Source organism: Pseudomonas sp. SLFW, assembly GCF_009905615.1.
Taxonomy (GTDB): Bacteria; Pseudomonadota; Gammaproteobacteria; order Pseudomonadales; family Pseudomonadaceae; genus Aquipseudomonas; species Aquipseudomonas bambusae.
In genome coordinates, this window is the sequence record NZ_JAAAKW010000009.1 from 1 (window position 1) to 11,601 (window position 11,601).

The 11,601-nt window shown below is 58.9% G+C and carries 10 protein-coding genes and 1 pseudogene; 9 read left to right on the top strand and 2 right to left on the bottom strand.

Annotated elements, in window-relative coordinates; genetic code table 11:
• Nucleotides 1-208 precede the first annotated feature (208 nt).
• The 5 genes and pseudogenes from GVN17_RS16800 to moaE all read left to right on the top strand — a co-directional run.
• Nucleotides 209-1,372, top strand: a pseudogene (locus GVN17_RS16800) (polysaccharide deacetylase family protein); the annotation flags it as partial.
• 414 nt (nt 1,373-1,786) lie between these two features.
• The gene (locus tag GVN17_RS16805) at nt 1,787-3,181 is read left to right on the top strand and encodes a PhoH family protein (RefSeq protein ID WP_166596385.1); all 1,395 of its coding nucleotides are present in this window, start codon (nt 1,787-1,789) and stop codon (nt 3,179-3,181) included.
• Nucleotides 3,182-3,298: 117 nt separating this feature from the next.
• Nucleotides 3,299-3,781 carry a cyclic pyranopterin monophosphate synthase MoaC gene (gene moaC, locus GVN17_RS16810; protein WP_166596386.1) on the top strand — a complete coding sequence of 161 codons (483 nt, stop codon included), beginning with the start codon at nt 3,299-3,301 and terminating at the stop codon, nt 3,779-3,781.
• A gap of 5 nt (nt 3,782-3,786) precedes the next feature.
• Entirely contained in the window at nt 3,787-4,032 is a 246-nt protein-coding gene (locus GVN17_RS16815) for a MoaD/ThiS family protein (protein ID WP_178115739.1), read from the top strand.
• Nucleotides 4,033-4,034: 2 nt separating this feature from the next.
• Nucleotides 4,035-4,490, top strand: a complete 456-nt coding sequence (gene moaE / locus GVN17_RS16820; protein WP_166596388.1) for a molybdopterin synthase catalytic subunit MoaE — start codon at nt 4,035-4,037, stop codon at nt 4,488-4,490.
• A 116-nt stretch (nt 4,491-4,606) separates the two neighbouring features.
• On the opposite strand, the gene rhlB is transcribed toward moaE, so the two are convergent.
• Nucleotides 4,607-6,076: an ATP-dependent RNA helicase RhlB gene (gene rhlB / locus GVN17_RS16825; protein WP_166596389.1), complete on the bottom strand. Its 1,470-nt coding sequence runs from the start codon at nt 6,074-6,076 to the stop codon at nt 4,607-4,609.
• 109 nt (nt 6,077-6,185) lie between these two features.
• Nucleotides 6,186-6,842: an alpha/beta hydrolase gene (locus tag GVN17_RS16830; RefSeq protein ID WP_166596390.1), complete on the bottom strand. Its 657-nt coding sequence runs from the start codon at nt 6,840-6,842 to the stop codon at nt 6,186-6,188.
• A gap of 486 nt (nt 6,843-7,328) precedes the next feature.
• Between GVN17_RS16830 and GVN17_RS16835 the strand changes: the two genes are divergently transcribed.
• The 4 genes from GVN17_RS16835 (at nt 7,329) to GVN17_RS16850 (ending at nt 11,491) form a co-directional block, all read left to right on the top strand.
• Nucleotides 7,329-8,360: an amino acid ABC transporter substrate-binding protein gene (locus GVN17_RS16835; protein WP_166596391.1), complete on the top strand. Its 1,032-nt coding sequence runs from the start codon at nt 7,329-7,331 to the stop codon at nt 8,358-8,360.
• A gap of 66 nt (nt 8,361-8,426) precedes the next feature.
• Nucleotides 8,427-9,608 (top strand): amino acid ABC transporter permease, encoded by a 1,182-nt coding sequence (locus tag GVN17_RS16840; protein WP_166596392.1) that lies wholly within the window; start codon nt 8,427-8,429, stop codon nt 9,606-9,608.
• 10 nt (nt 9,609-9,618) lie between these two features.
• A complete protein-coding gene (locus tag GVN17_RS16845) occupies nt 9,619-10,716 on the top strand; it encodes an amino acid ABC transporter permease (protein WP_166596393.1) in 1,098 nt (365 codons plus the stop codon).
• Between the two features lie 10 nt (nt 10,717-10,726).
• Nucleotides 10,727-11,491 carry an amino acid ABC transporter ATP-binding protein gene (locus tag GVN17_RS16850; protein ID WP_166596394.1) on the top strand — a complete coding sequence of 255 codons (765 nt, stop codon included), beginning with the start codon at nt 10,727-10,729 and terminating at the stop codon, nt 11,489-11,491.
• Nucleotides 11,492-11,601: the final 110 nt, after the last annotated feature.

The window sequence follows — 11,601 nt, forward strand, 5'->3', positions numbered from 1 at the left end:
TTTCTGTGGGAGCGAATTCATTCGCGAAAAAGGGTACAGGCGATAAAGAGGCGTCGGCAGTACCACCTATCGCGAATGAATTCGCTCCCACCGGGGTTCACGGCAGGCCCGGAAGCCGGGGCAGCAAACGGAATTCCGGGTCGCATAAATCCGCTATAGTGCCTCGCCGGTTTCGGCTTCTTCGTTCAAGGATTGGGAGCACGTCGTTTTGCGCATGTTGTTATTGATCGGCGCCTGCTTGTTGGGCCTGAATGCCCAAGCGGCGACCGGGGATATCGCGACGATTGATCGCAGTGTCTGGCCCGAGGTGTTGGAAACACCACAGTTATTCGATGTGGCGTCCCGTGCCGAGATCCTGAGTTTCGCCCATCAGTTGCTGGAAAGTGAAAACCTCAGCGACGTTCAATTGGCGGATCGGCTAGGGCTGCGGCAGCTCAACCTGGCGTCGATGAACCTGATCCGCAACCGGATGTGGACACGCCTGTTCGAGAACTGGAAGGCCGCCGAGCAATCCTGTGAGGCCGATGCGTCGTTCTGTGTGTTGGTCGATGACGTGCCGATGCTGCGTCAGCGTGCGGCGGAATACAAAGTCGCCGACGATTCCTTCTATGCCCGCTGGGCAGCGCCTGCCGATGCGTTCAACCAGCGCTACCTGAGCGAACTGTTGCGCATGGCCGCGCTTTTCCCTCAGACCAGCAGCGAGATCGAGCGCTACAACTCGGACGAGTTGAGTGGCGACGAGATGCCGGATCGCACCTTCCTGCTCAATTTCGAGAGCGGTCCGACAGCGGCTGATGGCGCCACCGACTGGCTCGCGGATTTCATGCGTCAGCAGAAGATCAACGCCACGTTCTTCATACTCGGCAAGAACCTGCAAAACCGCATTGACAGCAGCTCACCCCAGGCGCTGCAAACCCTCTATCGCCAGCAATGCGTGGGTCTGCAGGGCTGGGAGTATCGCTCCCATGCGCACTGGAACGGCTGGCAGGATTCCATTGAGCGCAGCGCCGCGCTGGTCCAGCAAATGTTGCCGGACAACTTCGTGCCGCTGTTCCGTCCGCCCTACGGTCATCGTCGCGCCGACAGCGGACAGTTTTTCCGCGACCAGCAGCTGCGCGTGTCGCTGTGGAACATCGACTCCCAGGACGCCACCGGTCGCATCAGCGTCGAACAAACCGCCAATCGCGTGCTGACCCTGATGCTGCTCTGGCGTCGAGGCAATGTCGTGTTTCATGACAGCACCGACAAGGCGCAGCAGGCGGTGCCCTGGTTGATGGCCAACACCGCGCAGACGGGAATTGTCTGGGAGGACTGTCATATCTATCCGCAGCAGTTGTCGGACGAATCCGATCAGGACGAGCCCGAGGATGAGGATACCGACGAGCCTGCCGACGAGCCGCCTGCGAATCAGACGCAGGGGGGCACCGAACAAGCTGAAAAGCCCGAAACACAGGGAGAGTAGGGCGTTTTACGAGGGGCGCGGTGGGATTTTTCCGAGGATTTCTCGCCGACCGGACTTCCGACTGTAAACGCGTGAGGGGCATCCGCCAAGGGCTATTCGTCTTGCTGTGAAATAAACTTCAAATTCCATTCAAAACGCTTTTTTATGTCATCGGTTTTGCGGTATTACGACAACAGACCGCCGAACCCTGCAACACAGGTGGCGTCCCCCCAGACTCCACTTTGCGCAATTTCCTCCTGCCTCAAGGGGGAAGCCTCGGCGGCCTTTTCGTAGCGCGGCATCACTGTGTGTCGCGTTATCTGGCTACTACAAAGGTGAGCGAGTATGGATGACCACGGACGCACCCCTTCCTCTAACCAGCCAATCCTCTATGTGCTCGATACCAATGTATTGATTCACGATCCAAACGCTCTGCTGAATTTCGAAGAACACCACGTTGCAATTCCCATGACGGTCCTCGAAGAACTGGACAAGCTCAAGGCGGGCAAGCACTCGGTCGCCGCAGAATGCCGCCAGGCTATTCGGTTGATCGACAAGACACTCGGTGAAGCGACCCCGGAGGAGGTCGAACAAGGCGTACCGATCGATCGCGGTACAGGTGTATTCAAGGGTTATCTGTCCATCCTGATGAGCAAGCGCGAAGAGCCCAACAGCCTTCTGCCCGAGCACCTGAACGACAACATCATCATCAACCAACTCATCGACATGCACGCGCGCAGAAAGGAAGTGCGCATTGTGCTGGTCACCAAAGACATCAACATGCGCCTCAAGGCGCGCGCCTGCGGCATCGAGGCTGAGGATTACAGCACCGACCAGTTGGTCGACGACGTATCGATGCTGTCTCGCGGCTATCACACCATGACCGGCTCCTTCTGGGACCGCGTGAGCAAGGTCGATACCCGTCAGGATCACGGCCGGACCTGGCACAAAGTGCAGATGACCGAGCAGATCCCGGCGGTCCACATCAACGAGTTCATCATCGACGAGCAGGGTTTCGTCGGCTGGGTCAAGGGCGTAAAGCCTGATGAATTGCTGCTGCTGGACATGCACCAGGAACCCTTGCTGCATCAAGAAGCCTGGGGGCTGAAACCACGGGATATCTATCAGGGGCTGGCGCTGTTCGCGTTGCTCGATCCTGATATCCATCTGGTCAACTTGTCTGGCGCGGCGGGGTCGGGCAAGACCATTCTGGCGCTGGCGGCTGCCATCGAGCAGACCATGGTCAGCAAACGTTATCGCCGCATCATTGCCACGCGTAGCGTGCAGGGGCTCGACCAGGAGATCGGCTTCCTGCCCGGCACTGAGGCGGAAAAAATGGAGCCATGGCTCGGCGCGATCACCGACAACCTCGAAGCGCTGCACATGGATGACGAAAACACCCATGGCAGTGTCGATTACATCCTCAGCAAAGTGCCGTTACAGTTTAAATCCCTCAACTACATACGGGGTCGCAGTTTCCAGCAAAGCCTGATTCTGATCGACGAATGCCAGAACCTCACGCCGCACCAGATGAAAACCATCATCACCCGTGCCGGTGCCGGTTCCAAGGTGGTCTGCCTGGGTAACCTGGCGCAGATCGACACCCCTTACCTGTCGGCCACGAGTTCCGGGCTGACCTACCTGACGGAGCGCTTCAAGGACTTCCCGAATGGCGTGCACATCACCCTGCAAGGGGTGCCGCGCTCGATCCTGGCGGAATATGCAGAAAGCCATCTGTAAATAGCGTCGAGTCTTAAGTTTCAAGCTGCAAGTGTTGGTCCGGCGTAGGGCCAATGCTTGTAGCTCGAAACTCGCGTCTTGCCGCTATAATGCGGGCTCCTGTCCAGGAGTCATCCCGTGCTCACTCATCTCGATTCCCAAGGTCGCGCCAACATGGTCGACGTCACCGAAAAAGCCGTGACGTCCCGTGAAGCCGTGGCTGAAGCGCGCGTGCGCATGCTGCCCGAAACCCTGCAAATGATCGTCGCCGGAGGCCATCCGAAAGGGGACGTGTTCGCCGTGGCGCGTATCGCCGGGATTCAGGCCGCTAAAAAAACCAGCGACTTGATCCCCCTCTGCCACCCGTTGATGCTCACCAGCGTGAAGGTCGAGCTGAACGCCGAAGGCGCGGACATCGTTCACATCGTTGCCCGCTGCAAGCTCTCCGGTCAGACCGGCGTAGAAATGGAAGCCCTGACGGCGGCCAGCGTCGCGGCGCTGACGATCTACGATATGTGCAAAGCCGTGGATCGCGGCATGGTCATCGAACACGTTCGGTTGCTGGAAAAGCTCGGCGGCAAGAGCGGGCATTTCGTGGTCGATGAGACGGTGGGCGCGTAATGAGCATTCATGTGCAGGTCCAATATTTTGCCCGGTTTCGCGAGACGCTCGGCACCGAAAGCGAAACCCTCGAAGGCGAGTTCGCCACCGTTGACGCAGTGCGTCAGCATTTACTGCAACGCGGCGGTGTGTGGGACGTGTTGAGCGAGCAAAGCATCATGTGCGCGCGCAATCAGGAACTCTGCTCGTTGAATGAGCCGGTTGAACAGGGCGACGAAGTGGCGTTCTTTCCGACCGTCACCGGAGGCTGAACATGGCCATTCGAGTGCAGGCCGGTGCGTTCGATCCGGGCGCTGAAGTCAATGCCATGCACGACGCTAATGTGGGCGTCGGTGCGGTCGTGACGTTCGTCGGCTACGTGCGCGACTTCAATGACGGCCGCGAGGTGTCGGGGATGTTTCTGGAGCACTATCCAGGCATGACCGAGAAGGCGTTGGGCAAAATCACCGATGAAGCGCAGCAGCGCTGGCCGTTGCTCAAGATCGAGGTGCTGCATCGGGTCGGGGCGCTGGAACCGGGCGAACCGATTGTGTTCGTCGGCGTGGCCAGCGCGCATCGTCAAGCGGCATTTGAAGCCTGCGATTTCGTGATGGATTATCTCAAGACCCGCGCGCCGTTCTGGAAGAAGGAAAACACGTCGCAGGGCCCGCGCTGGGTGGAAGGGCGGGAGAGCGATCACCAGGCGGCGGATCGCTGGAAGTCACGTTGATTCACCGCTGGACCCTGTAGGAGCCAGCTTGCTGGCGAATGCGTCAGGTCAGTCACATCATCGTTGATTGACACGACGTATTCGCCAGCAAGCTGGCTCCCACAGTTTAGCGGCCGTTATTCAGATTCGGCCGCAGGCTGTGCCTTTTGCTTGCGCACCACCGCTCTGAGCAATTCGGTCGGCGGCATTTCGCAGCTGATCTTGCGGCCCAGTTTTTCTTCGATGGACGGCAACTGGTACGAGTCATCCTCACCCGCGAAGCTGATCGACACGCCGTCAGCGCCAGCACGGCCCGTACGGCCAATGCGGTGCACGTAGTCGTCCGGCACTTCCGGCAGGGTGAAGTTGATCACGTGGCTGATGCCGTCGATGTGAATGCCGCGACCAGCAACATCCGTGGCCACCAGCACGCGAATCTTGCCCTCGCGGAAACCTTCCAGCGTCTTGATCCGCTTGTGCTGCGGGACGTCGCCCGACAGCTGCGCAGCATTGACGCCGTCGCGCACCAGACGCTCTTCGATGCGGCGCACTTCGTCCTTGCGGTTGGCGAACACCATCACCCGCGACCAGCCGTTGTCATTGATCAGGTTGTACAACAGCTTGTATTTGTCGGCCGCAGCGACCGCGTAAATGTGCTGCTCAACGTTATCGCTGGCGACGTTCACGGATTCGATTTCGACAATGGCCGGATCGGTCGTCCACTGCTTCGCCAAGTTCATCACGTCATCGGTGAAGGTTGCGGAGAACAGCAGCGTCTGGCGCTCACCCTTGTGCGGCGTCTGACGAATGATCGAGCGGACTTGCGGGATGAAACCCATGTCCAGCATGCGGTCGGCTTCGTCGAGCACCATGACCTCGACCATGTCCAGGTGCACTTCGCCGCGCTGGTTGAAGTCCAGCAGACGGCCAGGGGTGGCAACCAGAATGTCGCAGTGACGGGCTTCAAGCTGCTTGAGCTGCTTGTCGAAGTCCATGCCACCCACGAAGGTCATGACGTTGAGGTCGGTGTATTTGGTCAGCGCGGCGGCGTCTTTCGCGATTTGCACCACCAGTTCACGGGTCGGCGCGATGATCAGCGCACGGGGTTCGCCCATGTAGCGTTCTTTTGGCGGCGGAGTCTGAGTCAACTGCGTGATGATCGAGATCAGGAACGCGGCGGTCTTGCCGGTGCCAGTTTGTGCGCGACCGATGGCGTCCTTGCCTTTGAGCGTGAAGCCCAGGACGCCCGCCTGAATCGGCGTGCAGTAAGGGAAGCCCAGGTCCTGAATGGCGTGCATCAATTCTGGGGCGAGCAGGAAATCATGAAAGCGGGTCTTGCCTTCCTGGGGTTCCACCACGAAATCTTCGATTTTCCATGGCACTGCGACAGGCTTGGGAGCGCGTTCACGGCGTGGGCGCTCGGCCTTGGGACGTTGCGGAGTGGGCTCGTCGCTGGCGTTTGATGGCGCGGATTGCGCTACCGGTGTAGAGGCTTCCCGAAAAGTGCTTTCAGTCGGGCTGACGGAGGCGGGGAGAGGCGCAGCGGGCGCGAGCTGCCCAGCCTCGCTTTTACCGAACATTTTTTTAAGTGCTTTGAGCACGGTCATCTCATCGATTGATTAAGGAATGTACGCCGGGCAGTGTAATGCAAGAATCGGGCGCGGCGTAGTGCCATACCAAATTCGCCAGCCAAAGGAAAGGATCAAAACGCGCTGTTTAACGCAGCCGATCCCCGAGCCAGACGCCTATATCGGCGATTTCCTGCGGTAACACTTCATGGCCCATTGGGTATTCCTGCCATGTCACGGTGACGCCTTGGGCTTTCAGATGCTCGTACGCGGATCGGCCCATCGCGTTCTGCACCACCTCATCGTGTTGTCCGTGGAGGCAGTACGCCGGAATGCGCTGCTGACTGGCCGAAAGGGTCATGTCATCGCCGAAAGTCGGCGCATAGGTGGACAGCGCAAGCACCCCGCCCAGTGGGCCTTCCCAGCGCAGGAATGCCGCGTGCAGCACCACCGCGCCCCCTTGTGAAAAACCCGCCAGAAAGATTCTCGCCGGGTCGATGCCGCTGTCGCGCTGCCCTTCGATCAGTGCCAGCACGCGTTGGGCCGACCCTTCCAGTTGGTCACGATCAATGGCTCGCGCCGGGCTCATGGCCTTGATGTCGTACCAACTGGGCATCTCATAGCCGCCATTCACTGTTACTGCGCGGGTTGGCGCCTGCGGAAGAATGAAGCGTGTGGAGAGCAATGATTGCTGGAGTGTCTCGGCGACTGGCATGAAGTCGTAACGGTCTGCACCGAGGCCGTGCAGCCAGATAACGCAAGCATCGGCCGCTTTTTCGGGCTCAAGGATCAAAGGCTCGCTCATGTGTGCTCCATTTGTGTGCGGGCGGATTTAAGGCCTGCTTCAACGCAGTGCGCAGGGGATGTCATAAATGAAAGAAGATGTCGCAAGGTTACAAGTTTTGATCTTGACCTGTCGCTAATTCGAGTTTGCCACCATGGTGGTACGCGCTTTGCTACAAAACAACCGGAGTGAAGGCGCTCACCTTGCGCGGTAACACTACTAGGTTAGGCGTCATGCCGCTTATTGTTACGCCGAGGCAGCATGGAGTCCATCGAGAGGATCTCCGGCACGATTCGCCCCGTACCTTTGGGTGCAGGGACATCATGGGGCTTCAGTCCATTTGACCCGCCAATCCGATGGCGCCGATTGCGAAATGTTTCGCGCGGTTCCCGGATCACGGTTCAAACGTCGCATGACCCAAAAACAAGCCAGCACGGGTCATGAATGCCTCACAAGGGTGCGACGGGCTAAAGCTCCCACACAACAAAGAGCAAACTGGAGGTTTGAATGAAGATGTTGAAATCCACCCTGGCTGTAGTGGCCGCCGCAGCAGCGCTCGGTCTGACCGGTTTCGCTCAAGCGGGCGCCAAACTGGACGCCATTCAGAAGAAAGGCTTCATCCAGTGCGGCGTGAGTGACGGTCTGCCAGGTTTCTCGGTACCGGACAAAAGCGGCAAGATCCAGGGTATCGACGCTGACTTCTGCCGCGCTGTTGCCGCTGCTGTCTTCGGTGATGCGACCAAGGTCAAATTCAGCCAACTGAACGCCAAAGAGCGCTTCACCGCGCTGCAATCGGGCGAGATCGACATCCTCTCGCGTAACACCACCTGGACCAGCTCCCGCGACGCGAGCATGGGTCTGGAATTCCCTGGCTTCGTTACCTACTACGACGGCGTTGGCTTTCTGGCCAACAACAAGCTGGGCGTAAAAAGTGCCAAGGAACTGGACGGTGCGACCATCTGTATTCAGGCCGGTACCACCACCGAGCTGAACGTCTCCGACTACTTCCGCGCCAACAACCTGAAATACACCCCGATCACCTTCGACACCTCCGACGAAAGCGCCAAGTCGCTGGAGTCCGGCCGTTGCGACGTGCTGACTTCCGACAAATCCCAGCTGTACGCACAACGCTCCAAGCTGGCTTCGCCGAAAGACTACGTCGTTCTGCCTGAGACCATCTCCAAGGAGCCTCTGGCACCGGTTGTGGCCCGTGGTGACGACGAGTGGACCTCCATCGTTCGCTGGGTTGGTTACGCACTGCTGAACACCGAAGAAGCGGGCATCACTTCGAAGAACGTTGAAGCCGAAGCCAAAGCCACCAAGAACCCGGACGTAGCCCGTCTGTTGGGTGCTGATGGCGAATACGGCCCTCAGCTGAAACTGCCGAAGGACTGGGTCGTCAAGATCGTTGCCCAAGTCGGTAACTACGGTGAAATCTTCGAGAAGAACCTGGGCAAATCCACTGCTCTGGAAATCGAGCGTGGTCAGAACGCCCTGTGGAACGCTGGCGGCATCCAATACGCCCCACCAGTACGTTGATTGACCTGTGCCCGGCTGCGTACCCCGCAGCCGGGCGCTTCGTTGCATTTTCTCTGGGGCACTCCCATGCAAAATCAGATCAGCGCACCCAAGCAGAGGCTATCCCTCAGCGATCCCAAAGTGCGTGCGTGGCTATTTCAGATAATCACGGTTATCGCCGTAGTCGCGATGGGTTGGTATCTGTTCGATAACACCCAAACCAACCTGCAACACCGGGGTATTACCTCAGGTTTCGGTTTCCTGCAAAACAGCGCCGGTTTCGGCATCGCGCAACACCTGATTCCTTTTACGGAGTCGGATTCGTACGCGCGCGTGTTCCTCATCGGTTTGCTCAACACCCTGCTGGTGACCTTCATCGGCGTGATTCTCGCGACCCTGCTCGGCTTCATCGTCGGCGTGGCGCGGCTGTCTAACAACTGGATCATCAACAAGCTGGCGACGGTTTACGTTGAAGTCTTCCGTAACATTCCGCCTCTGCTGCAGATCCTGTTCTGGTACTTCGCCGTGTTCCTGACCTTGCCAGGTCCACGTGCCGCTCACGGCTTCCTGGGTTCGTTCTTCGTCAGCAGCCGGGGTCTGAACATGCCGGCAGCGATCACCAACGACGCTACCTGGCCGTTCGTGATCAGCATCGTGGTGGCCATCGTCGCCATCGTGATCATGGCCAAATGGGCGAACAAACGCTTCGAAGCGACGGGCGTCCCTTTCCACAAGTTCTGGGCGGGCCTGGCCCTGTTCATCGTGATCCCGGCGCTGTGTGCGGCGATCTTCGGTGCGCCGGTGCATTGGGAAATGCCGGTGCTCAAGGGCTTCAACTTCGTCGGCGGCTGGGTATTGATCCCTGAACTGCTCGCGTTGACCTTGGCACTGACGGTCTACACCGCCGCGTTCATCGCGGAAATCGTGCGTTCGGGCATCAAATCCGTCAGCCACGGCCAGACCGAAGCCGCACGTTCCCTGGGCCTGCGCCCGGGGCCGACGCTGCGCAAGGTCATCATCCCGCAAGCCCTGCGGGTGATCATTCCGCCGCTGACCAGCCAATACCTCAACCTGGCGAAAAACTCCTCGCTGGCGGCCGGTATCGGTTATCCGGAGATGGTTTCGCTGTTCGCCGGTACCGTGTTGAACCAGACCGGTCAGGCCATCGAAGTCATTGCCATCACCATGAGCGTGTACCTGGCGATCAGTATCAGCATTTCTCTGCTGATGAACTGGTACAACAAGCGCATTGCGCTGATCGAGCGGTGAGGAAACGCGCATGACATCCCATACTTTCAAACCCGACATGCCGCCGCCGAGCAAAGTCTTCGGCCCGGTGGCATGGATGCGCCAGAACCTGTTCTCGAACTGGATCAACACGCTGTTGACCCTGTTCGCGATCTACCTGATCTGGCTGGTCATTCCTCCGCTGCTGAGCTGGTCGATCTTCGACGCCAACTGGGTCGGCACCACCCGCGCCGACTGCACCAAGGCCGGTGCGTGCTGGGTCTTCATCGAACAGCGCTTCGGCCAGTTCATGTACGGCTACTACCCGCAGGAGTTGCGTTGGAGGGTCGATTTGACCGTCTGGCTGGCGATCATCGGCGCCGCGCCGCTGTTCATCAAAGCCATGCCACGCAAAGCCGTTTACGGTCTGAGCTTCCTGGTTATTTACCCGATCGTGGCGTTCTTCCTGCTGCATGGCGGCATCTTCGGCATGACCGAAGTGGCGACCAGCCAGTGGGGCGGCCTGATGCTGACACTGGTCATCGCCACCGTCGGTATCGCCGGTGCCTTGCCGTTGGGCGTAATCCTGGCGCTGGGGCGTCGCTCCGACCTGCCGGCGATTCGCGTGCTCTGCGTGACGTTCATCGAGTTCTGGCGCGGCGTACCGTTGATCACCGTGCTGTTCATGTCGTCGGTGATGCTGCCGCTGTTCCTGCCAGAAGGCATGAACTTCGACAAACTGTTGCGCGCCCTGATCGGCGTGATCATGTTCCAGTCGGCCTATGTCGCCGAAGTGGTGCGTGGTGGTATGCAGGCCATTCCGAAAGGCCAGTATGAAGCCGCTGCGGCCATGGGCCTGGGCTACTGGCGTCGGATGGGCCTGGTGATTCTGCCGCAAGCCCTGAAGCTGGTGATTCCAGGTCTCGTGAACACCGTGATCGCGTTGTTCAAGGACACCAGTCTGGTGATCATCATCGGCCTGTTCGACCTGCTCAACAGCGTCAAGCAAGCGGCCGCCGACCCGAATTGGCTCGGCATGGCGACCGAGGGCTACGTGTTCGCAGCCCTGGTGTTCTGGATCTTCTGTTTCGGTATGTCCCGCTACTCCATGCATTTGGAGCGTAAGTTGGACACAGGCCACAAGCGTTAGGAGTTATGAGATGAGTGAAGCTATCAAAAAGCCCCTGGGCGCCGAAGGCATGATCCGGATGGAAGGCGTACACAAGTGGTACGGCCAGTTCCACGTGCTGAAAGACATCAACCTGAACGTGCGTCAGGGCGAGCGTATCGTGTTGTGCGGCCCGTCGGGCTCGGGCAAGTCGACCACCATTCGCTGCCTGAACCGTCTGGAAGAACACCAGCAAGGTCGCATCGTTGTCGATGGCACCGAGCTGACTTCAGACCTGAAGCAGATCGAAACCATTCGCCGTGAAGTCGGCATGGTGTTCCAGCACTTTAACCTGTTCCCGCACCTGACCATCCTGCAGAACTGCACGCTGGCACCGATGTGGGTCCGCAAGATGCCGAAGAAAAAGGCCGAAGAAATCGCCATGCACTACCTGGAGCGCGTGCGCATTCCAGAGCAGGCGCACAAATACCCGGGCCAACTCTCCGGCGGTCAGCAACAGCGTGTAGCCATTGCCCGTGCCCTGTGCATGAAGCCGAAAATCATGCTGTTCGACGAACCGACCTCGGCCCTCGACCCGGAAATGGTGAAAGAGGTGCTGGATACCATGGTCGGCCTGGCGGAAGAAGGCATGACCATGCTCTGCGTGACCCACGAAATGGGCTTTGCCCGCACTGTGGCCAACCGCGTGATCTTCATGGACAAAGGCGAAATCGTCGAACAAGCCGCCCCGAACGAGTTCTTCGACAACCCGCAAAGCGACCGCACCAAGCTGTTCCTCAGTCAGATCCTGCATTGAGTTAATAGCGGCTGTACCCAGAAGCCCGGGCCCTGTGCCCGGGTTTTTTGTTTGCGGATTCGTTAATGGTCCAAACGGTTAAAACTGTACCCAATCCTCGTAAAACTTGT

What these genes read in the sequence shown, in the direction of transcription:
- GVN17_RS16845 (WP_166596393.1), top strand. Translation starts at nt 9,619, where the DNA reads ATGACATCCCATACTTTCAAACCCGACATGCCGCCGCCGAGCAAAGTC.
- GVN17_RS16830 (WP_166596390.1), bottom strand. Translation starts at nt 6,842, where the DNA reads ATGAGCGAGCCTTTGATCCTTGAGCCCGAAAAAGCGGCCGATGCTTGC.
- GVN17_RS16840 (WP_166596392.1), top strand. Translation starts at nt 8,427, where the DNA reads ATGCAAAATCAGATCAGCGCACCCAAGCAGAGGCTATCCCTCAGCGAT.
- GVN17_RS16850 (WP_166596394.1), top strand. Translation starts at nt 10,727, where the DNA reads ATGAGTGAAGCTATCAAAAAGCCCCTGGGCGCCGAAGGCATGATCCGG.
- moaE (WP_166596388.1), top strand. Translation starts at nt 4,035, where the DNA reads ATGGCCATTCGAGTGCAGGCCGGTGCGTTCGATCCGGGCGCTGAAGTC.
- GVN17_RS16805 (WP_166596385.1), top strand. Translation starts at nt 1,787, where the DNA reads ATGGATGACCACGGACGCACCCCTTCCTCTAACCAGCCAATCCTCTAT.
- GVN17_RS16835 (WP_166596391.1), top strand. Translation starts at nt 7,329, where the DNA reads ATGAAGATGTTGAAATCCACCCTGGCTGTAGTGGCCGCCGCAGCAGCG.
- rhlB (WP_166596389.1), bottom strand. Translation starts at nt 6,076, where the DNA reads ATGACCGTGCTCAAAGCACTTAAAAAAATGTTCGGTAAAAGCGAGGCT.